This window comes from Gilvirhabdus luticola, from assembly GCF_040117515.1.
Lineage (GTDB): Bacteria > Bacteroidota > Bacteroidia > Flavobacteriales > Flavobacteriaceae > Gilvirhabdus > Gilvirhabdus luticola.
Window position 1 is genome coordinate 62,732 of the sequence record NZ_JBEEEN010000005.1, and the last position, 26,180, is coordinate 88,911.

Annotated in this window: 27 protein-coding genes and 1 riboswitch; of the genes, 18 read left to right on the forward strand and 9 right to left on the reverse strand. The window is 30.3% G+C overall.

Going from position 1 to position 26,180, the window contains the following annotated elements; translation table 11 throughout:
- Positions 1-24: 24 nt before the first annotated feature.
- The 4 genes from AAFP94_RS09635 to AAFP94_RS09650 are packed head-to-tail and all read right to left on the reverse strand — an operon-like array spanning position 25 to position 2,176.
- Positions 25-573, reverse strand: coding sequence for a DUF4252 domain-containing protein (locus AAFP94_RS09635; RefSeq protein WP_316662450.1), 549 nt, complete (start codon positions 571-573; stop codon positions 25-27).
- A gap of 23 nt (positions 574-596) precedes the next feature.
- On the reverse strand, positions 597-1,163 hold the full coding sequence (locus AAFP94_RS09640; RefSeq protein WP_316662451.1) for a DUF4252 domain-containing protein: 567 nt from the start codon (positions 1,161-1,163) through the stop codon (positions 597-599).
- 22 nt (positions 1,164-1,185) lie between these two features.
- Positions 1,186-1,680, reverse strand: coding sequence for a hypothetical protein (locus AAFP94_RS09645; protein ID WP_316662452.1), 495 nt, complete (start codon positions 1,678-1,680; stop codon positions 1,186-1,188).
- Entirely contained in the window at positions 1,667-2,176 is a 510-nt protein-coding gene (locus tag AAFP94_RS09650) for an RNA polymerase sigma factor (RefSeq protein WP_316662453.1), read from the reverse strand. The genes AAFP94_RS09645 and AAFP94_RS09650 overlap by 14 nt, the downstream gene beginning before the upstream one ends.
- A gap of 144 nt (positions 2,177-2,320) precedes the next feature.
- On the opposite strand from AAFP94_RS09650, the gene AAFP94_RS09655 reads away from it, so the two are divergent.
- Complete coding sequence (locus tag AAFP94_RS09655; RefSeq protein WP_316662454.1) at positions 2,321-3,796, forward strand: S41 family peptidase; 1,476 nt, start codon at positions 2,321-2,323, stop codon at positions 3,794-3,796.
- Positions 3,797-3,824: 28 nt separating this feature from the next.
- Here the strand turns inward: AAFP94_RS09655 and AAFP94_RS09660 are convergent, their stop codons facing one another.
- Positions 3,825-5,753 (reverse strand): TonB-dependent receptor plug domain-containing protein, encoded by a 1,929-nt coding sequence (locus tag AAFP94_RS09660; protein ID WP_316662455.1) that lies wholly within the window; start codon positions 5,751-5,753, stop codon positions 3,825-3,827.
- A 66-nt stretch (positions 5,754-5,819) separates the two neighbouring features.
- A riboswitch (cobalamin riboswitch) is annotated at positions 5,820-6,018 on the reverse strand.
- 82 nt (positions 6,019-6,100) lie between these two features.
- Here AAFP94_RS09660 and AAFP94_RS09665 point away from each other — a divergent pair.
- The 5 genes from AAFP94_RS09665 to AAFP94_RS09685 all read left to right on the forward strand — a co-directional run bounded on the left by AAFP94_RS09665 (position 6,101) and on the right by AAFP94_RS09685 (position 10,993).
- The gene (locus tag AAFP94_RS09665; RefSeq protein WP_316662456.1) at positions 6,101-6,595 is read left to right on the forward strand and encodes a DUF6580 family putative transport protein; all 495 of its coding nucleotides are present in this window, start codon (positions 6,101-6,103) and stop codon (positions 6,593-6,595) included.
- A 127-nt stretch (positions 6,596-6,722) separates the two neighbouring features.
- Positions 6,723-8,396, forward strand: a complete 1,674-nt coding sequence (locus AAFP94_RS09670) for a tetratricopeptide repeat protein (RefSeq protein ID WP_316662457.1) — start codon at positions 6,723-6,725, stop codon at positions 8,394-8,396.
- A 5-nt stretch (positions 8,397-8,401) separates the two neighbouring features.
- Entirely contained in the window at positions 8,402-9,043 is a 642-nt protein-coding gene (locus AAFP94_RS09675; RefSeq protein WP_316662458.1) for an SCO family protein, read from the forward strand.
- 71 nt (positions 9,044-9,114) lie between these two features.
- Positions 9,115-10,434: a DNA recombination protein RmuC gene (rmuC, locus tag AAFP94_RS09680; protein ID WP_316662459.1), complete on the forward strand. Its 1,320-nt coding sequence runs from the start codon at positions 9,115-9,117 to the stop codon at positions 10,432-10,434.
- Positions 10,435-10,456: 22 nt separating this feature from the next.
- Positions 10,457-10,993 (forward strand): acyl-CoA thioesterase, encoded by a 537-nt coding sequence (locus AAFP94_RS09685; protein WP_316662460.1) that lies wholly within the window; start codon positions 10,457-10,459, stop codon positions 10,991-10,993.
- Here AAFP94_RS09685 and AAFP94_RS09690 read toward each other — a convergent pair.
- Complete coding sequence (locus tag AAFP94_RS09690; protein WP_316662462.1) at positions 10,990-11,847, reverse strand: DUF5777 family beta-barrel protein; 858 nt, start codon at positions 11,845-11,847, stop codon at positions 10,990-10,992. The genes AAFP94_RS09685 and AAFP94_RS09690 overlap by 4 nt on opposite strands.
- Before the next feature lie 11 nt (positions 11,848-11,858).
- A complete protein-coding gene (locus AAFP94_RS09695) occupies positions 11,859-12,239 on the reverse strand; it encodes an OB-fold protein (protein ID WP_316662463.1) in 381 nt (126 codons plus the stop codon).
- A gap of 98 nt (positions 12,240-12,337) precedes the next feature.
- Between AAFP94_RS09695 and AAFP94_RS09700 the strand changes: the two genes are divergently transcribed.
- From AAFP94_RS09700 to AAFP94_RS09735, 8 genes are read left to right on the forward strand one after another with little or no spacing between them, the layout of a single operon-like run.
- The gene (locus AAFP94_RS09700; RefSeq protein WP_316662465.1) at positions 12,338-12,718 is read left to right on the forward strand and encodes a hypothetical protein; all 381 of its coding nucleotides are present in this window, start codon (positions 12,338-12,340) and stop codon (positions 12,716-12,718) included.
- 49 nt (positions 12,719-12,767) lie between these two features.
- Complete coding sequence (locus tag AAFP94_RS09705) at positions 12,768-13,304, forward strand: YceI family protein (protein ID WP_316662467.1); 537 nt, start codon at positions 12,768-12,770, stop codon at positions 13,302-13,304.
- Positions 13,305-13,325: 21 nt separating this feature from the next.
- Positions 13,326-14,234: a nucleotidyltransferase domain-containing protein gene (locus AAFP94_RS09710; protein ID WP_316662468.1), complete on the forward strand. Its 909-nt coding sequence runs from the start codon at positions 13,326-13,328 to the stop codon at positions 14,232-14,234.
- Entirely contained in the window at positions 14,227-15,690 is a 1,464-nt protein-coding gene (locus AAFP94_RS09715) for a B12-binding domain-containing radical SAM protein (protein WP_316662471.1), read from the forward strand. The genes AAFP94_RS09710 and AAFP94_RS09715 overlap by 8 nt, the downstream gene beginning before the upstream one ends.
- Positions 15,683-16,465: a class I SAM-dependent methyltransferase gene (locus AAFP94_RS09720; protein ID WP_316662472.1), complete on the forward strand. Its 783-nt coding sequence runs from the start codon at positions 15,683-15,685 to the stop codon at positions 16,463-16,465. The genes AAFP94_RS09715 and AAFP94_RS09720 overlap by 8 nt, the downstream gene beginning before the upstream one ends.
- Entirely contained in the window at positions 16,462-17,829 is a 1,368-nt protein-coding gene (locus AAFP94_RS09725) for a B12-binding domain-containing radical SAM protein (RefSeq protein ID WP_316662475.1), read from the forward strand. The genes AAFP94_RS09720 and AAFP94_RS09725 overlap by 4 nt, the downstream gene beginning before the upstream one ends.
- 2 nt (positions 17,830-17,831) lie before the next feature.
- Complete coding sequence (locus AAFP94_RS09730) at positions 17,832-18,953, forward strand: hypothetical protein (protein WP_316662477.1); 1,122 nt, start codon at positions 17,832-17,834, stop codon at positions 18,951-18,953.
- The gene (locus tag AAFP94_RS09735) at positions 18,954-19,703 is read left to right on the forward strand and encodes a glycosyltransferase family 2 protein (RefSeq protein ID WP_316662478.1); all 750 of its coding nucleotides are present in this window, start codon (positions 18,954-18,956) and stop codon (positions 19,701-19,703) included.
- Here the strand turns inward: AAFP94_RS09735 and AAFP94_RS09740 are convergent.
- Together AAFP94_RS09740 and AAFP94_RS09745 are read right to left on the reverse strand one after the other, a co-directional pair.
- Positions 19,687-20,397: a putative capsular polysaccharide synthesis family protein gene (locus AAFP94_RS09740; RefSeq protein WP_316662479.1), complete on the reverse strand. Its 711-nt coding sequence runs from the start codon at positions 20,395-20,397 to the stop codon at positions 19,687-19,689. The genes AAFP94_RS09735 and AAFP94_RS09740 overlap by 17 nt on opposite strands.
- Positions 20,398-20,494: 97 nt before the next feature.
- Positions 20,495-22,087 carry a glycosyltransferase family 87 protein gene (locus AAFP94_RS09745; protein WP_316662480.1) on the reverse strand — a complete coding sequence of 531 codons (1,593 nt, stop codon included), beginning with the start codon at positions 22,085-22,087 and terminating at the stop codon, positions 20,495-20,497.
- Positions 22,088-22,146: 59 nt separating this feature from the next.
- Here AAFP94_RS09745 and AAFP94_RS09750 point away from each other — a divergent pair, with 59 nt between their 5' ends.
- From AAFP94_RS09750 to AAFP94_RS09765, 4 genes are read left to right on the forward strand one after another with little or no spacing between them, the layout of a single operon-like run.
- Positions 22,147-23,316, forward strand: a complete 1,170-nt coding sequence (locus tag AAFP94_RS09750; RefSeq protein ID WP_316662482.1) for a hypothetical protein — start codon at positions 22,147-22,149, stop codon at positions 23,314-23,316.
- Positions 23,313-23,990, forward strand: coding sequence for an FkbM family methyltransferase (locus AAFP94_RS09755; RefSeq protein ID WP_316662483.1), 678 nt, complete (start codon positions 23,313-23,315; stop codon positions 23,988-23,990). Before AAFP94_RS09750 ends, AAFP94_RS09755 begins: the two co-directional genes overlap by 4 nt.
- A 7-nt stretch (positions 23,991-23,997) precedes the next feature.
- Complete coding sequence (locus AAFP94_RS09760) at positions 23,998-25,521, forward strand: B12-binding domain-containing radical SAM protein (RefSeq protein WP_316662484.1); 1,524 nt, start codon at positions 23,998-24,000, stop codon at positions 25,519-25,521.
- Positions 25,521-26,177 (forward strand): methyltransferase, encoded by a 657-nt coding sequence (locus AAFP94_RS09765; protein ID WP_316662485.1) that lies wholly within the window; start codon positions 25,521-25,523, stop codon positions 26,175-26,177. The genes AAFP94_RS09760 and AAFP94_RS09765 overlap by 1 nt, the downstream gene beginning before the upstream one ends.
- The last annotated feature ends 3 nt before the right edge of the window (positions 26,178-26,180 follow it).

Here is a 26,180-nt window from a genome sequence, read left to right on the forward strand (position 1 = left end):
CTTTTTTATATAGCTAAAAACTATCTATTTAAAAAAATTCATGAATTCGCCAATACTGTTTTCGTCGGAATTTATATTCTGAATCTGATCTGAAAGCGACATGATTTTTGCAGGTTCCATATTATCTCCTAAAATTCTAATAATTGCAAACCCTTGATCATTCATGTTACCAAAGAGTATTAGCTCATCTATAGTAGTATCTGTTCCGATATATTTTACAACCACTTTACCATCTTTAGAGTTTCCTGCTCTAAAAAGCTCTTGGTATCTTTCATCTTTTAAAATGTTTTGAACTTTCTGTAATTCTGTTTTATATTCTTCCTGATTGTTTTCTGTTAAATGATATCCAAGCATATTAAGTTTATCCATTGACTCATAGGCTTCTTTTTGAGTTTCTGTTAGAGTATTCTCATCCAATTTAACAAAACTAACTGGAAGATCTACAGAGATAAAATTAGGTGTCTCTTGATTTGCTACAAAATAGCTTTGCAATGAAGCATTTTGGCCACAGCTAACAAATGCTGTGACCAAAATGATTAACATAACAGTTTTTATGATTGATGTTTTTTTCATTTTTATTTGGTAAAAACTAAATATTACTGTTTTCCTGCTTTTTCTAATTGCTTACCGCCTGGTACATTCATCTTATTGGTAAGTTTAGATACTTGTCTTAAGTCTATATCACCAGTTAAAGATAAAAGTACTGTTTCTATTTCACGCTTTTCTCCATTAATTGTAATATCCTGACCTTGTGTAAGTTCTTTTAAACCATTGACAAACATTAAAAGTTCTTTGACATGATTTTCGTCTTTTCCATTTTTTACATAAAACTTAACCGTTTGGTCCCCATCTTTAATACGCATTAATTCTTCAAGGTTTGCTGTTTTTAAATATTTTTCTACATCAGCTTTCATCTGTCCAGACACCTTGGCATCTCCTGTAGTTAATACTTTAAGATTATTCAATTTTTTTACCATGCTCATAAACTCATCAGCTTCAGGATCGTCTGTTTGTACATCTATTTGAGCTAACATATTAAACATTTTTTGATTTACTACAACAGAAGTTACGTTGTCTAAATCTTCATATTTGTCAAATAAACTTTGACCGAAGGTAACTACTGGAGCTAAAGCAATTGCTATTATTAATACTACTTTTTTCATGATTTCTTAATTTAAATTTGTTCTAATTATTTGTGTTAAAAATTTTGTTTGTTGTGCTTGAAAATTCTTCCAAATAGGACATATTTTCAGTTCCTTTATTAAAGTTCGAAGACATTAAGTTTAGAGCTAACATGTTTTCGGTTCCTTTTGATAACTGTGATGAAACTAAACCTAAAGCTTCTACAGTTTGATTATAAGCCATTAATTCATTTGGGCTTAAATCTTCAATCGTTTTTGGCGTATTACTCATTTGAAAGTAAATACCAAACATAAGAACTGCTACTGCTGCTACAGAAATCCATTTGTAAATTGGGTTACTTTTAGTTGTTAATGGAACGTCTTTAGTAAACTGTTCTTCCTGATTTACTAAAAAATATTCAAACATTGGTTTGTACATTTCCAAATGCGGTGGCACAGTTTCTTGAGAAAAATAGTGTCTTAACTGTTGCTCTTCTTTTAGCGATGTCTCACCGTTCTCGTACTTTTCTAGTAATTTTTCTATATTATTTAATACCATAACTATGTGTATTAGTTAATTTTTCTCTTATTGTTTTTCTTGCCCTTGAAAGCGTTACTCTTACAGCTGTATTATTCATATCCAACATTTTTGCAATCTCATCAAAATCATACTGCTCAATATCTCTTAATTGAATGACCATTTTTTGCTGCTCTGGTAAATCTTCAATAATTCGTTCAACCCAACTTAAACTATCGTTCAATTCAACTTGCTTTTGCAGAGACACATTATTGTCCTGATAGTTACTATGCACAATTTTTAAATTTTGTGCTTGTTTAGATTTCAATTTGTCAAGACAAAAGTTCTTGGTCATTGTCATAGAAAACGCTTCCACATTCTTATAGGTTTCAAACTTCGACTTATTGTTCCAAAGTTTTACTAAAACCTCTTGCGTTGCATCTTCCGCTTCTTCTGTAGATACTAACAATCGTTTTGCTAAACGAAATATCTTATCTTTAAAAGGCATGACAATATTTAAAAATTCTGTCTGCGTCATTTTTTGGTTTGGTTGTTAAGTAGCTTTTAATGCTATTTGATATTACGACGAATGATAAACTATTTTGTTACAAAAAATTTTTATTACAAAATAATGTAAGTAATTTTAACGTTAAAGAGACTAAAATTGCACAAATAAATTCCTATGAAAAATTCTATACGCTTTATATTACTTATTTTAATATCTGCTTTATCTGTGAGTTGTTTTGAGGATAGAGACGATAATGGCATTTTTGCAAGTGAGATCAATGATTTTGTTTGGAAAGGCATGAATGTCTGGTATCTGTACAAAGATAACGTACCGGATTTGGCTAATAATCGTTTTTCGAGCGACGAAGAGTATGCCAATTATTTGAACTTATTTTCTACTCCAGAAGACTTATTTGAAAGCTTAATATATAATCGTGAAACTATAGATGAATTTAGCTGGATAACTGATGATTACATTGCGAACGAGCAGTTTCTAAATGGCGAAGGCCTTAATAATGGTATGGCTTATGGTCTTTTTAGATTTTCGTCAGAAGCTACAGACCTCTATGGTTATGTACGCTATGTAATTCCTGGTCTTGATGCAGACGACAAAGGTTTAAAGAGAGGCGATCTTTTTTATGGTGTTGATGGTACCCAGTTAACTATCAACAATGCTCGTTCGCTTTTAAGCGGAGCAAATTACTCAATAAATTTAGGAACTTATAATGATAACGGAACGCCAACAGATTACACAGATGACTCCATGATACAAACAGCCGAAAGTGTTTCATTAATTGGCATTGAACATATTGAAAATCCTATTCATATTAATAGAGTTATTAATGTTAACGGAAACAATGTTGGTTATTTAATGTTTAATGCTTTTAATGGAAGTTCAACAGAGTTGAATAACGTTTTTGGAACATTTAAAAGTGCTGGAATTACTGACTTAATACTTGATTTAAGATATAATCCAGGAGGTTTTACAAGTAAAGCAATTTTAATGGCAAGCCTCATTACTGGACAATTTACAGGAGATGTAATGAATACTGATCAATATAATAGTGAAATACAAGCAGCCATTGAAAATGATGACCCAGAATTTTTGAACGATAGGTTTATAAGTAGTGAAAATGACATGGCTCTTAATAGTTTAAACCTCAATAAAGTATATGTTCTAACTACAGGAAGTAGTGCTTCTGCCAGTGAGTTTGTAATTAATTCTTTAAACCCATTTATAAACGTGGTTCAGATTGGTACAAACACAAGAGGAAAATACCAAGGATCCTTTACACTTTATGATTCTCCAGATTTCACAAGAGATAATGTAAACCCAAATCATACTTATGCATTACAACCCTTGACTTTTAAATATTCGAACATTCAAGGCAATACAGATTTTATTGATGGTCTGTCACCAGATATAGAAAAACGTGAACGTTTCAATAATTTGGGTGTTTTAGGTGATGAAACCGAGCCTCTTTTAGCTGAAGCCATTGCAACTATTGCTGGTTCTGGAAGAGCAGTTAACCAAAAGGATAATGATTCTTTCTTATATGAATTTATAAATGAAAACGATTCTAAATTCAGAATGTTAAGTGAGAAAGATGTTCCTCCGGGAATGATCAAAAGATTATTATTCAATGAATAAAAAAAGCCGCTAAAAAAGCGGCTTTATTTTATAGGTTCAAATTAAACCCTAAACTGAAATTCCTTCCTTCGGTTGTAAATCCATAAAGCTCTTGATAATCTTCATTAAAAATATTGGTGATGTTTGCAAATACCTTCATTTTATTTTTAATGATGTTATGACTCACATAAAAATCCAATAGGCTATAACTTTTTAATGTAACTTCATCATTCATAAATGTTGAACTATTAAAAACAGAATCTTTCCGATCGTCATTAAACTGGTAAGACATACTTAAAAAAGTAGCGTCACAAACTTGATAATCTATTTGTGCATTGACCTTCAACTCTGGAATTCTCAAATTTAAATCCTTGTCAACTTTGGTAAAAGTAGCATTAGCATTCAAACCAATCTTTTCTGAAAGTTTGTAATTCGCTACAAACTCAATACCACTTGCTGTAAATTCTTTATCTACATTGGTATACTGAAAAACAAAACCTCCTAAATCTACAAAATCAATAAAGTTCTTCTCATTTCGGTTAAAATAGACCAAACTAAAATTCCCTTTGTCTGAAATACCAATTTCAGCTCCTATTTCTAAAGTAGTATTTTCCTCTGGCTGCAAATCTGCATTGCCATAAGTAGGTTCAAACAATTGGTACAACGAAGGTGTAATATAAGCAGTACTATAACTTGCTAATCCTTTTATAGAGCCAAAACCAACTTCTTTTCTGTACGATGGATTTACACTATAAACCAAGTGACTACCATACTCACTATGATTATTTAATCGTGTTCCAGCATTTACATTAAAACCAGATTCTGAAATATAAACGGCATTGATATAAGGATCAACAATTGAAAATTCTGCAACATCTGGATTTATACTTTGCTCTAAATCTGTACTACCAAATGGTATTGTAAAACTTTCCATTGAGCTTTGCTGAATGTTAACACCAAGAACTGTATAAAATTTATCATTAAAATTATTTCTGTTGAAAATATCACCTATAAAGCTTTCAGCAAAAAACTGCGTTGGAAAACTAGATTGAACATAACGTTCAATATTATTATAGGCGGCATTTAGAGTAATGTTTCCTTTGTTATATTTATATTCTGAAGACAAACCAAGTCTATACTGATTTGATATAGAAAGATCATCTGAATCTATCATAGAAAAAGCATTATCAAAATCGGCCTTAAACTTTTCAAAATTTCCATAAGTTGTTAATTTAAATGTATTTGAAGCTTTAAAGCCAAGTTTAAAATTTCCATAAATAGCATTATAAACATCTTTTTCAGTACCATCTGAAATTACAGAAAGGCCATCAGTATATTGATTACCAAAACTCGCCAAATAATTAAACGTATTCAATGAACCATTAACTGAAACATTATTTCTAAAATCGTTAATTGAAAAACCATCATCATCTTGAGATGCATTTGTCCCGAAAGTACTTCTAAAATTAGCAGAAATTTTATCTTTTGATGCTTCTTTTAGTTTAATATTTATAACAGCTGTTGCAGCTCCAGAACCATATAACGTACTTGAAGCTCCTTTTTGAATTTCAATGCTTTCAACCTGATCTGGGTTAATCAACCTTAAATCGTAGTCGTTGGCTATTTGAGAAGGGTCTGTTAATGCCACTCCATCAATAAGTATTAATAACTGACGATTTCTACCTCCTCGTACATAGTAATTCAAGTTTTGCGATGCACTACTTTTTGTTCCATTAATTTCAACTCCTGCAGTGGTGTTGATTATTTCCGAAATGGTTTTTCCTTGAAGGTTTTGTAATTCTTTTTGGGTAATCTTGGTAATCACCTTACCAGAATTTTCACGTTTTAAGTTGAATTTAGAATCAGTAATAACTACTTCTTCCAATTCTTGTACTTTGGTTGAATCTGCATGTTGCTGCGTAAATCCACAAATTGATATGCTAAAAAGCATTCCAAAAATTGTTGCCTTATTTTTCATTTAAATAAAAATTGCTCGAGAATCGCATGGATCATCATACGTAAACTTTTATCCCGAAAGTTTGACTTATAACTTTTGAATTTGGCAGGTCTCCTGACTTGCGTCTTCATGTTGGTCTTCCCAGAAATAAAATTTCCAGTGACTTGAAGTTTAACATGAAGCTTGATAGCTTACAGTTGCGGGAACAGTTCTGGCCTTGAAATTAATTTTCGCACCAGATTCCCTTTTAATTGATTCAAATTAAACCTGAATCAAACCAATATTCTTTGCAAATGTAAATATCTATTTTTATTTTTTAATGTTAAAACTATATATATTACTTTTGGGGTAAGAAAAAATTGAATATTATGAGTTCTTTATTAAATAAAAAACAATTAGTAATTATTTTGTTTATTGTTATTGCTGTACTTTTTAGGTTAATTCCTCATTTGCCAAATGTGACCCCAATTACAGCAATTGCCTTGTTTTCGGGTGTTTATCTTACCAATAAAAAATTTGCATTTGCAATTCCGCTTTTTGCGATGTTTTTATCAGATTTGTTTTTAGGCTTTTCTAATATTACTTTATTTGTTTATGCTGCTTTTATACTAGTTGCATATATTGGTATATCTTCAAAAAAGATCTCTATCAAATCTATATTAATTAGTAGTATAAGTTTCTTTCTAATCACAAATTTTGGTGTTTGGTTATTGCATTACCCTAAAAACTTTGCAGGATTAATTGAATGTTATACTCTAGCTATTCCTTTTTTCAGAAATTCAATTATTGGAGATTTCTTTTTTGCAGGAGTGATGTATTACAGTTTTGAATTTGTGTCAAACAGATATTTAAAAACAGTTTAAAATTTTCATTTCACATTTAGTTTATAATCTGCAAATAATTCATACCTTGTTTGTTCAAAACTAGACTTTAAGGGATTTGTTTAAGCAGTAAAAGCATGTCAAAAAATGTCTTTTAAAAATGCTTATTATGAAATCATTGAAGCTTATTATTATACTATTTACAACAGTTTGTTTAACAGGTTGTAAAAATAAATCTTCAAACCCTAATCCAGATTTAGCTAGTATTAACCTGTTGAGAGGAGAACTTATACTTTGTAATTCGGAACAATTTGGAGACGTAAGCTTTTCTTTGCCGTGTGATTATAACACTAGAGAGACCTTTGATCTTGGAATATCATTACTTCACTCTTTTGAATATGCTGAAGCCGAAAAAGCTTTTGTAAAAGTTATTGATATGGATCCTGATTGCGCTATGGCGTATTGGGGAGTTTCTATGAGTATCTTTCATTCACTCTGGATGCAATCAGACTTAAGTTATTTGGAAAAAGGAGAAAAACTTATAAAGATTGCCGACAAACTTAATCTAGAGGCAAAGGAAAAAGATTATTTAGATGCCATAGGGGTTTTTTATAAAGATTGGCAAACTATTGACCAACAAACCAGAAAAGAGTTGTATGAAAAGAAAATGGAAGCTCTCTATAAAAAATATAAAAATGATACTGAAGCAGCCGTATTTTATGCTCTAGCTTTAAGAACAGCGGCGGACCCAAATGATAAAATGTATACCAAACAAAAAAAATCAGGGAAAATATTAGAAGATTTATTTGTAAAATATCCAAACCATCCAGGCATTGCACATTACATAATTCATAATTACGATTATCCAGAATTAGCCCATTTGGCTTTGGGTACTGCAAGGCGTTATGCACAAATTGCACCAGCTTCAGCCCATGCACAGCACATGCCTTCTCATATATTTACAAGATTAGGACTTTGGAAAGAATCAATCCAATCAAATATACATTCCACAGAATCTGCTTTATGCTACGCAGAAAATATAAACCCTGAATCGCATTGGGATGAAGAGCTCCATGGAATGGACTATCTAGTTTACGCTTATTTACAAATTGGCAATAATACAAAAGCGAAAGAACAATATGACTATTTAAAAACATTTGATGATGTTTTTCCAGCTAATTTCAAAATTGCATATAGTGCAGCTGCTATTCCTACGCGCATAGCATTGGAAAATAAAAATTGGATTCAGGCTTCACAACTTCAATTACCTGATATTAAAATAAACTGGGAAGTATTCCCTTGGCAAGAGGCTATTCTTCATTTTGGAAGGTCATTGGGATTTTCACGTATAGGTGATGTCGTATCTGCCGAAAGTGAATTGAAAATTTTAGAATCGCTTTATCAAAAACTAATAAAACAAAATGATGATTATAAGTCTGGTCAAGTTCTTATACAAATAAATGCTGCACAAGCTTGGATTGAATTAGCTAAAGGAAATGATGAAAAAGCCTTTAAACGTATGCTAAAAGCTTCAGCATTGGAAAATAATACATCGAAGCATGCCGTAACACCATGTGAAGTATTGCCTGCAGATGAGCTTCTTGGTGATTTATACATACGACTTAATAAACCAAAAGAGGCTTTAGAAGCATATGAATTTTGCTTAAAAAAGCATCCTAACAGATTTAACAGCCTTTATGGAGCAGCTATTACAGCTAAACAAATTGGAAACCATGAAAAAATGACATTGTATTTTCAAACTCTGATGAAACAAACGGAAAATACAATTAGCGATAGAGTTGAAATTTCAGAAATTAAAGATTATTTTAGTCAACGCAAATAGTTTTTATGTTCAATATATTTAGTAAATCTTTGTTGTTAGCCTTGACCATTATTTTATGTATTGGTTGTCAAAAAAATAATAACAAATCCTTACCTATTTATAACCCTGTAGACTTTAATCCTGTATTGGTTGATGAAACTCTTCAAAATAAAAACCATAATCATACGGTTTCTAATTTCACATTAATCAATCAAAATGGCGATACAATCACGCAAGAAGTGTACAAAAATAAAATCTATGTAACCGATTTCTTTTTTACGCGTTGTCCTACCATCTGCCCGGTGATGACGGATAATATGAAACTATTACAAGATAAATTTATAAATGATTCTGATATCATGTTTTTATCAATGTCTGTAACTCCAAATATTGACAGCATTCCAGTATTACGACAATACGCTGATGAAAAAGGAGTTATTGATTCAAAATGGAATGTAACTACTGGAGATAAAAAGCATATCTATCAATTAGCTAGAAAAAGTTATTTTGCGGTGGTAGACCAAGGCGATGGTGAGCTTCAGGATTTTATTCATACTCCAAACTTTATTTTGGTAGATAAACAAAAACAGATAAGAGGTATTTATGACGGCACTGATGATAACGACATAAACAGGCTCATCAGTGACATAAAGACTTTAAAGAAGTAGCATATAACTTATCAACATTTATATCTTTTCCAGCTAAAAAATTTATCTTTGGGTAAACTTCTACATTTAAAATGAACGATAACCTAACTCTTATAATTGCAATTCTTATTTCTGGTGGCATTGGTGTTTATATTGGGTTTACTATTGCTAAGTTAAAAGGTAAAAGCAATCAAAGTGCTTTAGAAGAGCGTCAAAATTTACTTAATCAAAACATTGCAGAATTAAAAGAAAACCAGAATAAGATAGAACTTGAGCGTGAATCGATAAGAAAAGAAAAAGACTTACTCAACTCTGAATTAGTTAGACGCAATTCAGAATTTGAAAATCTACAGACAAAGCTTCAAGAACAGAAAAGTGAAGTAGAAAAACTTCAAGAAAAGTTCACAAAGGAATTTGAAAATTTGGCAAATAAGATTTTGGATGAAAAATCAGAAAAATTTACTCTTCAAAATAAAGAAAACATAAAGCAAATTCTAAATCCTTTACAAGAGAAAATTAAAACTTTTGAAGACAAGGTTGAGAAATCCCAAAAGGAAAGTATCAGCATGCATTCGGCTCTAAAGGAACAACTTTTAGGCTTAAAAGATTTGAACCTTCAAATGACTAAAGAAGCTACAAATCTTACCAAAGCTCTGAAAGGCGATAGCAAAATGCAAGGAAATTGGGGCGAATTGGTTCTTGAGCGTGTTTTGGAAAAATCTGGTTTGGAAAAAGATCGTGAATATTTTGTTCAGCAAAGTTTTACAAATCAAAATGGTTCTAGAGTCATGCCAGATGTGGTCTTACATTTACCTGATAACAAACGCATGATCATTGACAGTAAGGTGTCTTTAACAGATTATGAACGTTTTGTAAATGCTGACGAAGACGATAGACCACAATTCTTAAAATCTCATGTCAATTCAATTAAAAAGCATGTAGACCAATTATCTGATAAAAAATATGAAGATTTATACGATATAGAATCGCCTGACTTTGTGTTGATGTTCATTCCTATAGAACCTGCTTTTGCTATAGCTATTAATGAAGACAATACATTATATAATAAAGCCTTTGAGAAAAATATTGTTATTGTAACCCCTTCAACATTATTGGCCACACTTCGAACTATAGATACCATGTGGAATAATGAAAAACAACAGCAAAACGCTATTGAAATTGCCAGACAAGCTGGAGCATTGTATGATAAATTTGAGGGTTTAGTTAGTGATTTAACAGGAATTGGTAAAAAATTAGATTCTGCAAAAACAGATTATTCTTCTGCTATGAATAAACTAGTTGAAGGTAAAGGTAATCTTATTAAAAGTGTTGAAAAACTTAAAAAGCTAGGTGCTAAAGCTAAAAAATCACTTCCTGAAAATATTTTGAAACGTTCTGAACTTAATAATTGATATTGTATTTTAAAGCTATTGTATGTATAAAAACATAGAAGACTCACAAATAACCATTACCGAATTAATGTTACCATCACATTCTAATTTTAGTGGTAAAATTCATGGTGGATATATTTTAGGTTTAATGGATCAAATTGCATTTGCTTGCGCTTCAAAACACTCCAGACATTATTGTGTAACAGCTTCAGTTAATAGAGTAGATTTTCTAAATCCTATTGATGTTGGCGACCTTGTAACACTTAAGGCCTCTGTTAACTATACTGGTAGAACTTCGATGGTTGTTGGTGTTAGAGTAGAATCTGAAAACATTCAAACAAGTGAAATAAAACATTGTAATTCGTCATACTTTACAATGGTGGCAAAAGGTGAATCAGGAAAAAATGTACCTGTTCCAGGTCTTATTTTAAATACAGAGCAAAGTATTCGTAGATTTTCAAGAAGTATAGTCAGACAAAAACAATCTAAAAAAAGATCTAATAAATTTAAAGCTTCAAAATTTAAGATTGATGATCATCTTGAAATTTTAAAAACTCATAATGCAAAAATCGAACTTTAAAATATCCTAGTTAAATTAAATCCGAAATAAATATCGCCTTCTCCCCAATCTCCAGTTGCTTGTCCTAAAAACCCATTCACGTTCATAGGTTGTGCATTGGTAAAATGCATTTGAAACACGTGTCCTCCGGTTTCTAAATCTACACCAATAGACAATGGGTTCTTAAAAGGAGAATCGCTAGCTCTATTCATATGAATACCATAATCGGCATTTATGGACCATCGTTTGCCAAGCTTATGTCTTCCTCCTAAACCAAGTGCAAACTGGGTATTGTCTTGAGAATCTAGCATGACATAGTTGTCATGGAATAAAGTTGGAGCAATTTCAAAAGAAAAATTTGTATTTACTTTATGTGAAATCAACAATTGCGTAGCATAACTTATACGATCTTCAAATTCTAATTTCGGTAAATTATCTTTCTCTAATGCAGTATTAATCATTAAAGAATTATACCCTACAATAGTAAAAGGGAAACCTCCTTCTTTTTGCTGAACCAGTCTGTACTTAAGAGCACTCTCATAAATTTTTTGGTAAGAGCTTCTCGAAATACTTATATTAAACCCATCGGAAATTCCATAAATAAAATTTAATCTTGTCACAGCATCGTCAAGACCAAAAAAAGTATCAAGCCCATTTTCCAAACTACCAAATCGGTGTGCTACAACAAACATAAACTCTTTTTTAGCTACAAGTTTAGTAGATTCAAAATTGACAATCTTTAAACTTTTAAATACGGCCGAAGCATAATTATCGGTAACAGAATCTGTGTCAATTTCTCGAAGCAAATCCTCTTGAGAAAAAATGACTAAAGGACAACAAAAAACAATTAGAAGAATAAATTTCAATTTTTTCATAGCATAAAATTTCATTCAATAATAGAACATTGATCAAGTTTAAGTTCACCTAATAAATCATCAAACCCAATACAGCGACCTTTTATTTTAACCATATCGCCTTCTTGAACTTTACTGTTTATAGTAGAAACAAATTGGCAAAATATTTTAGAATCCAATACAATATCATTTTCATTCAATTTGGTGATTTGTCCAGATATCTCAATGGTTTTATTTAAGTACTTGCTGGATGCTTCTTCGGAATTATTTGAGTATTCATTAGAAATTTCTGTGGCAGAAACTACAAATTCAGCCTTTTCTTTTTGAATATTTCTGTGATCCTGATACACATAATTATATGCAATAATCACAACAATAACCGTTATTATAAAAATGAAGACTTTCTTTTTCATAAAACTTGTATATACAAATGTTTTAAAGCAATTTATTGTTTAAAATTAATGAAATTAAAATGAATTTAATTAAATTTATATCAAAAATTGTTAGGATTATGAAAAAATATCTAATCTTCAGTGCATCTATTATTACCATTTTTTCAATCATATCGTGTACCAATCATAGTGAAAATGATTTGCTTGAACCAGTTCCTCCCGATCCAGACCCAGAATTAGTGACCTATATTGATGATGTAAAAGTTATCATAGATAACAATTGTATTTTTTGCCATAATAACCCTCCAGTAAATGGTGCCCCAAATTCTTTAACGACTTATGATAAAGTAAAAAGTGCTGTTGAAAATAGTAATTTAATAAACAGAATTTCGGCTCAACCAGGAGAGGCTGGATTTATGCCTTTTGGAGGCACAAGATTGCCTCAAAACCTCATTGATAAAATTGTACAATGGGAAACAGATGGTCTGTTAGAAAATTAAATTGTTTCTTGGCAGAATTTTTGTTCTAAATCTTTATAAATTTAAATCTATGAAAAACATATTCTATTTCATTCTTCTATTTAGCCTAACTTCATTTGCCCAAAACAAATATATCACGAGGTCAGGAATTATAGGCTTTGAAGCTTCAGTACCAGCGTTTGAAGAGGTCAAAGCAAAGAGTAATGCTGCAACAGCTATAATAAATACTGATAATGGTGAATTTGCTGCTTTGGTTTTAGTGAAAAGTTTCCGTTTTAAGAATGCACTTATGGAAGAGCATTTTAATGAAAACTATGCTGAATCGAGTCAATTCCCAAAAGCTTCTTTTAAGGGAAACATTTCAGGACTGGATATACATAGCGATATATCGTCTTACAATATTTCTGGAGAGCTAACCTTTCATGGTGTCACAAAAGCTTTAGAAGATATTCCATTAACCATTACAAAAGCTGATGGGAAAATTATTATTACTGGAGAATTTATATCAAAGGCTTCAGATTATGACATTGAAATACCAAAAATAGTGAGCAACAAAATTGCACAAGATGTTGCGGTTTCATTTGAATTTAATCTTGAAAAGCAATAATTAAACAATCAATTATATATTTTGACAGCTCTAAAGACCATACTATACTTTTCAATATTTAATTATCCCGTTACTAGAGATGAAATTTTTAAATTTTCAACCAGTGAGAATATTGATATATTGGATAATGAGCTTGAAATTCTATTAAAAAGAAAGATTATTTACCAAATTGGTGATTATTATCTAAACACTCAATCTCTAGATTCAGTAAAAAGAAGACTTACCAACAATAAGATGGCAGAGAAAATAATGCCTAAAGCTTTAAGGATAAGTAAACGCATTGCTTCATTCCCTTATGTAAAAGGGGTTGCGTTGTCTGGTGGGTTATCTAAAGGCTGTTTTGACAGTGAAGGTGATGTGGATTTTTTCATTATTACTTCTCCAAACAAACTATGGTTAGCTCGAACCCTACTAATTTTGTATAAAAAAATATTTTTACTCAATTCTAAAAAATACTTCTGTGTAAACTACTTTATCGGCAGTAACAATTTAAATATTACAGAAAAAAACAAGTTTACTGCAATGGAGCTAGTAACTCTTATCCCAACCTATGGGCAATCCATATTTAAGGAGTTTATGAGTAACAATAAGTGGGTAAAAGGATATTTCCCAAATAAAAATATTGAAGAGAATTTTAGTCTTGTCAGTGATACAAAAAAACCTATTATTTCGAAATTAATAGAATTTATACTCAATAATAAATTTGGTGATTTTTTAGATACACAATTTAGAATAATGACACTTAATGTTTGGAATAAGAAGTTTAAACATTTGCATAATGTAGATTTTAATATTGCTATGAAATCTACTAAAAATGTCTCTAAACATCACCCTAATAATTTTCAGAAAAAAGTTATAGAAGCCTTAAATGAAAATTATAATCATGTAAAACAAAAACATGAAATAATTTTAGAACCCGAACATGCTTGATATTTTATTTTCGCATTCCTATTTTTACAAATTCGATGCTAAACAATGGAAAAATAAAACACCTTATCCTCCACTAGGTACAATTTATGCCGCATCATATTTACGACAACATGATTATTCGGTTAGCTTATTTGACACATGTTTGATAGATAATCCTCAAGACATACAACCTGTTTTAGAAAACCAAACACCAAAGCTATTTGTAATTTATGACGATTGCTTTAATTACTTAACCAAAATGTGCCTTACAAAGATGCGAGAGGCAGCTTTTGAAATGATACAAATAGCTAAAACTCATGATTGTAAGGTTATCGTTAGCAGTTCTGATGCGACAGATCATTATAAAGACTATCTTGAAGCTGGTGCAGATTTCATTATTCAAGGTGAAGGAGAAATTACATTAAAGGAGTTATCTGATTCACTTATGAAGAATGAATCATATTCTAATATTTTAGGTATTGCTTACAAAGAAAACAATAATATAGTCGTAAATCCAAAACGACCTGTATTAAATGAATTAGACACTTTACCACTTCCTGCATGGGATTTAATAGATATAGATGCTTACAAATCTATTTGGAATTCCGGTGGCAAGGAATTTACGCTTAACATGGTAACAACCAGAGGTTGTCCATTTAAATGTAATTGGTGTGCAAAACCGATTTATGGGAATAGATATAATTCTCACTCTGTACAATATATAACTAACCATATTTCCTATTTAAAAGAAAACTATGGAGTCAACAAGTTTTGGATGTGTGATGATATTTTCGGGTTAAAGCCAAATTGGGTTCAAGAATTCAATCAAGAACTAAAAAAAAGATCTTTAAAAATCAAATATTATATTCAGAGTAGAGTTGATCTTCTCTTGAAAGAAGATACAATAGACGCTCTTGCAGAAAGTGGTCTGGAAGAAGTTTGGGTTGGAGCGGAAAGTGGCTCTCAAACTATTTTAGATGCAATGGATAAAGGAACCACTGTGAAACAAATTTATGAAGCAACAAGTCTTCTCAAACAAAAAAATATCAGAGTTGCTTTTTTTATACAGTTTGGATACTTGGGAGAAACCAAAGAAGATATCGATAAGACGATACACATGATAAAGGAATTACAACCTGATAATCTTGGTATTTCCGTTTCCTATCCATTACCAGGCACAAAATTCTACGAAAAAGTAAAAGATGATTTAAAGTTGAAAGCCAATTGGACAGATTCAGACGATTTGGCAATGATGTTTAAAGGCACTTACCATTCTAAATATTATAAGAAACTCCATAGATACGTGCATAAAGAGTATAGAAAAAGTCAGGCTATAACAAATTTTAAAAAGGTATTACAAATGCCCTTTAAAACTACTAAACCTGAATTGAGGTCTATGCTACTTTTTTTATATTATGTTCTCTTTGCTTTTATCAATAAAGTACAACTCAAAAAATTCCAACATTCTCATGCCTAAAGGTTTTGGTAGTGCTTCAATAAGTTATGATAAGGATTTTACCTTTACCAAAATAGGCAAAGCCCAGCGTAATAGAGTCTATTCTTATATAAATCCAATTATTTCTAATTCAAAAAAAATATCAATACTTGAAATTAATTGTGGCACAGGAGAAGATGCTATAAAATTTGCTCAATTAGGCCATAAAGTATTAGCAACAGATGTATCTCCAGAAATGATAGAAATTGCAAACGCCAAAACCAATTTAAATAATCTTCAGTTTGAAGTATTGGATATTAACTTAATTAACCCCGAAGATTTTGTACAAAAATTCGATTTAGTGTTTTCAAACTTTGGTGGTCTTAATTGTCTTTCAAAAGATCAATTAAATATTTTTTTTAGTAAATGTGTTCCTTTGTTAAAACCTCAAGGTAAAATAGTAGCGGTTATTATGTCCAAAAAATGTCTTTGGGAAATTTTTTACTTTTTTCTAAAAGGAAAGTTTATAACTGCAAAGCGGAGAAACACAACTAGTCCAATACTCATAAATGTTCATGGAGAACCAATTAAAACATGGTTTTACAACCCAAAAGATATTGTATCTTTAACAGAAAAGTTGTTTGCTATAAAATTTATCAAACCAATAGGAATCAGTATTCCTCCTTCTTATTTAGAAAATTCTTTTGTAACAAAAGGTATTGTATTTAAGGTATTGGTTAATATTGAAAAATTGTTAGGCCTTTCTGCTTTAGCAAAATATGCCGACCACTTCATTATTGAATTAGAAAAAAGATGAGTATTCTTCTAACACATGCCTATTATTTGTATGAAGATGCCAAAGAGCAAAAAATCATGAAACCTTATCCTCCATTAGGGTTACTTTATATTTCATCCTATTTAAAAAAGTATAATATTCCAAATGATGTTTTTGACAGCACTTTTAATTCTTCTGAAGAGCAATTACAATATATTTTAGAAAAACAACCGAAAATAATAGCCATTTATACCAATTTAATGACTAAAATAAATGTTATAAAATTGGTTAAAATTCTTAAACGTGAACCTACTTATGGGTTTCCGAAAATAATTTTAGGAGGCCCAGATATTACATACAATTGCGAGAATTACTTAAAAACTGGAGCTGACTTTTTAGTGATTGGTGAAGGAGAGCAAACAACTTTAGAATTGTATCAAGCTATAATTTGCAAGAAAAGTTTTAATGATATTCCAGGAATTGCTTTTATGGAAAATGGAAAATTAATTAAAACTGAAGCAAGAGAAAAAATAAAAGATCTTGCTGAGCTTCCTATGCCAAATAGAGATGCAATTCCTGTACAAAAGTATTTAAACACTTGGCAAAAACATCACGGCAAAAGTTCAATGACAGTTAGTACGCAACGTGGTTGTCCCTATACTTGTAAATGGTGCAGTACGGCAGTATATGGTTTAAGTTACAGGAGAAGACCAGCAAAAATAGTTGTTGAAGAGTTGGTAAAACTAAAAGCAACATATAATGCTGATGCCATTTGGTTTGTAGATGATGTGTTTACAGTTAGTCATAAATGGATTAACGAATTTCATTCTGAAATGAACAAAGCTAATTTTAAAATCCCTTTTGAAATAATTACCCGAGCTGAACGTCTCAACGATGAAGTTCTAAAGCAACTTAAAGATATAGGATGTTTTAGAATTTGGATTGGAGCAGAAAGTGGTTCTCAAAAAGTTATTGATGCTATGGACAGAAGAGTTGATGTAAAAACAGTAAAAGAAATGATTCAAAAAACAAATAAACTAGGTATAGAATCAGGCACTTTTATTATGTTGGGTTATCCTGAAGAAACTGAAAACGATATTAAAGAAACTATTCAATATCTCAAAGAAGCCAATCCGACACAATATACCATAACTGTGGCATATCCTATTAAAGGAACAAGTCTCTACAATGAAATTGAAAATAAAATTACTGTTCAACCTAATTGGGAAACCTCTACAGATAGAGATATTGATTTTGAAAGAACCTATAAAAGAAAGTATTATGAATATGCTGTGAGAAAAGTGGTTAACGAAATGGAGATAGAAAGAACTAGTTCGTTTTTAAAAAAAAGTAAATTAAAATTAAAATCTATTATTGCAAGTGGGTTAATGAACCTATCTAAATAATTATGAAAATTAGACTACTTTCATTTATTTATCTATTACTAATTTCATGTTCTAACGATTCATATTCTGATTTGGCTAATGTCAACACAACCATTACTCTAAAATGGAACAAAGCCTATGAAGATGATTCCATAGATCAATCATTAATAGGGCTAAAATGGGCTTTATCTTATATAGGTGCATCACTACCAAGCGGCGATATGGGCATTTCAGTATCAGATACCGCCATTACCATAGATATTATAAAATTGGGTTTCAATACAAGCGCTGAACAGTCTCTTTTAGAACTAGTGGAAATCATGAAAACTTCCAATGAATATAAAACCAACAACACTATTGATTTAGGAAGGTTTATTGCCTTAACGATTGGTGCTTCAGAACATTATTACAAAATTGTTGGCACACCAATTACCCTAGATGAAATTTTAAATAACTATACTTTTCTACCCTTAAAAGGATATATAGATAACTCTACTGTTTCAAACGAACATAGAATATTGGAATTTAGTGAGCAAAATGCCCTCAATCAACTTTTAATGACAACTGAAGTTGATCCAATAACCCAAGAAATTAACGAATACGAAACCATTGAAATATTACCTAACGGTCAATTACGTTTTGGCATTTTTGATGCAAACGGAATTAGGATTCCTTCAGCTGAAAGTATTTATACAAACGCTGGTAAACCTGCAAAGTGTATGTGGTGTCATGAATCAACAATCAATCCGCTTTTTACACCGCAAAATAATTACCCAAACTACTTAACCTACAATGAGCTTCAAAACACTTTACAAAATTATAGGGTACAACATCATGAAAACAAAACTACCTTGTTTCCAAATGGTGTTGATTTTACCCAAACTCAACAACATACATTTACTGAATTGCTTTACATTTCATTTATGGAACCATCAGCACAGCGATTAAGTTATGAGTGGAATTTACCTTTAGCTGAAATAGAAAGCTTGCTTTCAGAATTAGAAACACATGTTTATGATGAATTTCCTTTTCTTGGAAATCTATACCACAGAAATGATGTTGAATCTTTAGCACCTTTTCAAGGGCTTACTGTATCGAGCAGTGTTAGAGAACCTTCCGAAAATGAAGTTAATTACCTGGAATAGATGCTAAACAACAAAAAAATAATAGTTGTTTTACCAGCTTATAATGCTGAAAAAACGTTAATGAAAACTTATCGTGAAATTCCAACGGATATCGTTGATGAAGTTATTCTTACCGACGATTGTAGCAACGATAAAACCCTTGAAGTTGCAAAACAATTAGGCATAAAACACATTCTAAAACACGATAAGAATTTAGGCTATGGTGCAAATCAAAAAAGTTGTTATTCTAAAGCTATTGATTTACAAGGAGATATTATTGTAATGCTACATCCAGATTATCAATATAGTCCTAAACTCATACCAGCAATGTGTGAATTAGTTGCTAACAACACCTATGATTTGGTGCTTGGTTCTCGAATTTTAGGGAAAGGTGCTTTAAAAGGTGGTATGCCAGTTTATAAGTTTGTTTCAAATAGAATACTAACTTTTGTTCAAAATGTTTTAATGCATCAAGAGCTTTCAGAATATCATACGGGTTATCGCTGTTACAATGCTCAGTTTTTGAATTCCATTGCTTTTAATACTGATTCTGATGATTTTATTTTTGATAACGAAATTATTGCACAATTCTGTTTTAATAATGCTCGAATAGGAGAAATATCTTGTCCTACCAAATATGATGAGAATTCTTCATCCATCAATTTTACAAGAAGTGTTATTTATGGATTTGGGGTTTTGGGAGTATCCATAAAGTACTTCTTACAAAAATTAGGTTTGGGTAGTTTTAAAATTTTCAAGCATCCTTCTTAATCCATTTTTCTATATTATCATTTCTTTCTTGTACTGAAAAAAAATGAACAGCTAAATCAGAATTATAAATATCTTCAAGATATTTTTTAGAAAATTTTATGTTGTTCTTGAACTTTTGATATAAGCTACTTGTATTCAAGTTTGTATTTGTTAACTCAAAATCTTGAATGCTGCAAAATTCTGAAATAAGATTTTCTTTTCTAAAATCAGGTAAGTCACTTCTAACTAATAGTACTGAAACAGTATCTTTTGCGATTGTTAAATATCCTTTTTCTGGATTAAACGGATAAGAAAAAATATTGATGCCTGTACATTTATAAAATTGATTTTGAAACCAAAATATTGGATACTCGTGTAAAAAAGTTTGATGGTAATTATTCTCTAAATCTGCTATGCTACCAATAAAATCCTTTTTTTTCACACCAACTAAAAATTGAAAAGCATCAAAAAAAGCTGAAACATTTCTTTCAATGGGATTCCTCACTAATGTAATAATTTTAACTTGTCTTCTAGAAAAGTATTTGTGTATTAATGGCACTGGATTTCTACTATCAGGAAACAATCCTTTGTCTTGTAATTGTCTGTTTACTCTTTCAACCTCATTATTATCTAATGTGTGGATATGGAATATTGCATGTTGCCACATTTTTTTCTTTAGTGATGAGTAAACACTTAACGAGCCTACTTTACCCATAGTGAAAACTAAAATAATGGGGTGTTTAGGAAACAAAAGCAACTTTAAATGCTTAATTGTCAAAACTATCCTGTCTTTTATATGGTATTTTAGGAATTCAATCAATAACTATTTTTTTTAATGTGAATTGTCCTCTTCTTGTATTGTAGTCACTCAAAAAATAAATTTCGGAATTGTTTATTAATTTGGGTCTAGTCTTTAAAGAATTATCAAAAGTGATTTGCTGGCCTCTAAAATAAACTTGATTGTCAATTACTTTCAACTCATTTTCACTAATAGAATTTATCTTAATTTCAGTGTTCTCCTCCACTTCTCCATTTCTGCCTAAAGCCTTATAAGTTAGATACCCCTTTTCTGCAGAGTACTCATGAACTAAAAAATAATCTGTATTAGGTAGAACATATTCTGCTTTTGAAGGTACATACTTAACAATCGAAAATATACTAATAGGAATGGTAAAACAACATGTATATAATATAAATTTAGGCTTTATTTTTTTTACAAAATGGAATAAGAATATTATTCCAACAATTAACATGAGCCACATTCTACCAAACTTTAAAATTATTGGTAGCTCTTCTAGCCATCTTAAAGGGATATTACAAATAATTAATATTTCTAATACCATGAGATATTTAATTTTAATTGAAATTTTTGAAGTAAAAAGATAACTAAGTGGAATTATCCATAAAAGTTGGGCATAGGTTGCTGTCCTGTCTTGAAGCAAGAATAAGCTTACTGTAGTTATTACAAAAACTTTAAAAACATTATTACTGTTTTCCCTAATTCCTTGAATAAACAATGCTATAATAAATGATTTATAAAGCCAAGTTAATACAGTATAAGTAGCAAACGAATCTACAATAGCTTCAGGATTGTAATAAACATCTTTAACAAACAAAGTCTTCAAAAAAACAGACACAGATTGCGCATTAAACTGATACCCAATACCACTATGATTCTTAAAAGTTGTTGGTAAAACTTCAACCAAATAAGTTTTCCATATCTCCAAACCCGATTGCCAAATAGCTATTAAAATTAAGCTTAAAACAACTAAAGTTGATATTGCAAGGGCTTTATACTTTTTGTTAAGTAGTAAATGAAGACCATATATAACAGGGAATATTTTTAGTAAGGACGCTAAAACGAGAATAAAACCAGCTTTTATTTCTTTTTGCTTTTCAATGAGCAATAAGGCAAATACAATACAAGAAAAAACTAAAAAATAACTTTGTCCAAAGAGTATTTGGTTACGCAAAGGCACAAAAAACAATACGGGTAATAAAATAAAGAATATGGACGATTGCTTTTTATTAAATTTAGATTTAAGTAATAAATATAATGAAGCTAGGAAAAAAACAGAGCTTAATATGTTAAAAATGAGTTTAGCGACAAAAGCGTTCTCAAACCATAAAAAAGGAGAAAATACTGCAATTGTAAAGGGTGAGTTTATATAAAAATCTACCAATACTTCTGGATAACCCAATGACCATAAATAAGAATTAAAAGAATAAATGGAATATATAAATGAGCTATCTTCAAATTCTAATCCTGCTTTAGAAGCAAAATAATAGTTAGCAAAATCATGTAATTGAAAATTATAAGAAGTAACTATAAAGTATGTAATGAAAACTACCAATGGAATATACCACTTAAGTTCTGTTACAAAAGAAATCTTGTTTTTATTCATCAACACTTTAAAGTTATGATAAATATAAAATATTATATTCGTTCAATAAACTTAAGGTAGTGACATTAAACAAAAACTTAATCCGTAGTTCCCCTATACTATTAAACGCTACTAAAAGTGTCATTACACCTCTTCTTTCATTACTTTTTTCATATATAATTATAAAAAGTAAAGGACATGAGCTTTGGGGTCAATTTGTTGAGCACCTACTTTTCTTTTATATAGCTGGTATTATATGTAATTGGGGTAACAAGATGTATTTATTAAGACTTTTTAGTAGTAATCCTAGCTTAATAATTCAAAATTGGCAACACTATTTTACGGTTAGATTACCTATAGTCGTTGGTTTCATTTTAACTCTAATTCTCCTGTATAATCCATCTTTATACATCTATTTAATAGTATGGCTTATAAGTGTATTTATTAAGAATTCAGTACTGCCTATAGTTTTTTATCAAAGAGATTTTCTAAAAATGATTATTGTAGAGCTGCTCGGTTTTGCACTACTCTTCTTTTTAATCCTTCAAGCAAACTCATTAACGCTGCAAAAAACAGTAGTATATTATAGTTTAAGTATGTTATTGATAGCTATGGGTTATATACTATTATATCCAAAGTTTTTTTTCTTGAAGACGTTAAAAGTTGATTTTAATTTATTGAAACTTGGGTTACCTTTTACTCTCTTGGCTATCACAGGTTTTTTACAATCAAAGGTAGATCTTTATGTGTTGAATTTTTATAGAGATAAAGCTACTTTAGGTAATTATCAAATAATCTCTGGACTATTTGTGTTTTCACAATCTATAGCAGGAATTATTGCACTACCCTACATAAAGAATATTTTTAGAATGTCTGCTATTGCAATAATTAAAATAAAAAACTTACTGAAGTGGTTTGGACTAATTGGTTCTATAATTACGACAATCGCAATTTATTTTGTGCTTAAAATTTATGAAATCGAATTAAGTTTAAAAGGGTATGTTTTTGGGTTTTTTATAAGTTTCTTATGTTATTTATATACAATTGATTTGTATGTTTTACTCAAGCAAAACAAAGAATTTACAATAGTAAAAATATCAACATTATGCTTAATAATTAATTTGCTTTTATCCATACTATTTTTGTCTCTAGGCATGAATTTAGAAGGTGTATTATTAGCTAATGCAATTTGCCAATTTATTGCTGTGTTGAGTTATAAATATTATTCACTTAATAAAATAGATTCTTGAATATACGTTTACCTCTAAAATACTACAGAAAAAAAAGATTTTATAAGAAACTAATCAAAAAAAACTCACTCTGCTTTGACATTGGCGCCAATGTTGGGTTTAAAAGTAAAATCTTTCTTTCTTTAGGTGCAAGAGTTGTTGCATTCGAACCTCAATCACAATGTCATGCTACTTTGAGTCAAATTAAAAACCCACAATTCACATTGGTCAAAAAAGCATTAGGAAGCACTAACAAGAAAAGCATTTTACATGTTGCAAATCATATAGAAATAGCTACATTATCAAGTAAGTTCATTGAACATTTTACATCTGAAAATATTTTCTGGAATGATACAGAATATATCGAAACTGAAACTATAGATAAACAAATTGAACTTTTTGGTATCCCAGATTTTTGCAAAATAGATACTGAAGGGTTTGAATTCGAAATATTAAAAAATTTGACTTACGCAATTCCATTATTAGAATTTGAATTTACCGATGGTTTTTTAAATGAAACTCTAAAATGTATTAAAAAGCTATCAACACTAGGTAATTATGAGTATAATTTCATATTAAACGAAAACAACTATTTTGAACTTTCCAAATGGGAAAATAAAAATTCTATTGGTTCAATTATAAATAGCCTACCAACAAATAGATTACACGGTAATATTTTTGCTAAATTAGTCTAACAATACTATGTCTCAAGAAAAAATTCTCATATTTAATCCTAAAAGTGCCAATTCAAAACATAGAATCCCTAATTCTATTTTACAAGTTGGTGCTTCTATCTACGGTAAATATGATTTTGTTTTTGTAGATGGAAATCTTGAAAATGACCCTTGGAAAAGAATCGAATCTTATTTCAATTCTGGAGATTTTAAATATTTCTGTTCTACAGTTATGCCTGGTCCACAACTTAAGCAAGCCATTCCTTTTTCAAAAAAAATAAAAGAAAATTACCCTAACAGCATAGTTATTTGGGGTGGCTATTTTGCATCCAATCAATATAAAGTTTGTATTAATTCTCCTTTCGTAAATTATGTAATAAATGGTCCTGGAGACAATGCTTTCCCTCAACTTTTAGAAGCGTTGATCCATAAAAACCATGATAATATTCCTAAAATCAAAAACCTGATTTACAAAGACGAAAACAACAAAATAGCTGTAAACGCTAAAGAAACTCTTTTGAATCAGGATGAGCTTCCTCCATTACCCTACAACAACTTGGATAGTTTCTATAAATTGGAAAATTATTTAGGTAAAACGTTTTTGGGTAAAAGGACATTTTCTTATCACTCCAGTTTTGGTTGCCCTTTTACTTGTTCCTTTTGTGCAGTTGTACCTATTTACAATGCACGATGGAAAGGAAAATCTGCCACGAAAATTTATGAAGATGTCTCTTTTTTTAAAGAGAAATACAAGATTGATGCTATCGAGTTTCATGACAATAATTTTTTCACTTCCAGAAAGCGCGTGGTTGAATTTTCAAAACTCATACTAAATGATAATATAGATTGGTGGGGCGAAGGCCGCATAGATACTATTAATCAATACAATGATGAAGATTTATTATTGATGAGAAAAGCAGGCTGCAAAATGATATTTCTTGGTGCCGAAACAGGCAATGATGAGATTCTAAAACAAATGGATAAAGGTGGAAAGCAAACCGGACAAATGATAAAGGATTTTGCAGTAAGAATGAGAAAAGTTGGCATCATACCTGAAATGTCCTTTGTATTAGGTCTTCCAGGTGAATCTAAAGAAAAAGTAATGCACCAAATTGATTGGGACATTAATTTCATCAAAGAGATAAAAACCTTAAACCCAGATACCGAAATTATAATCTACTTATATAGTCCTGTTCCGACTGAAGGTTCAGATTTGTACAAACAAATAATAGAGTCTGGTTTTAGCTTTCCGCAACAGTTGGAAGATTGGTTATCTCCAGTTTGGGAAAATTTTGATTTAAGAAAAAATCCCTTAACACCATGGTTAACTTCAGCAATGATTGATAAAATCAAAAATTTTGAAACGGTTCTGAACGGTTATTATCCAACGGTATCGGATTTTAGAATTTTTGGCTATAAGAAAAAATTGCTTCGGTTATTGTCAAGCTATCGGTATAGATCGGGGTTTTACAAATTTCCATATGAAATAAAAGTGTTGCAAAAATTATGGAAATATCGTCAACCAGAAATTGAAGGGTTCTACCTCGAATAATGCGGAAATTCTTCAAAAAAATATCTAACCCTTTTTTTCAATGGTGGTTTAAAAAGTACTATTCTAAACCTCGTTCATTTAAATACGAAAATATTAGCATAACCATAGCGCCTAGAGTATTTTCTCCACAATATACTTTCAGCACAAAAATACTTTTAAAATATTTGGACACTTTAGATTTAGATGGAAAAACATTATTGGAATTGGGTTGTGGCAGTGGCATAATTTCTCTTTTCGCATCAAAAAAAAGAGCTAACGTTACTGCCACCGATATTAACAAAACTGCTTTGGCTTACCTTAAAAGTTCGGCAAAAGCAAATCAGCTTGAAATTGAAATTTTGTATTCAGATTTATTTGAAAATCTGAAAAATAAAATGTTCGATTATATAATTATCAATCCTCCCTATTATCCAAGAACTCCAAAATCGGTTGAAGAAAGTGCCTGGTTCTGTGGCCCAAATTTTGAATATTTTCAAAAACTTTTCAACCAACTTCAATTTCGGATAACTAATAAATCTAATTGTTTTATGATATTATCTGAAGACTGTAATATTGAAAAAATCCAGACTATTGCAAATTCAAATAATCTGGATTTAAATATTATAAAAGTTGAAAAAAACTTTTGGGAAACCAATTACATATTCAAAGTAAGTTGAAAA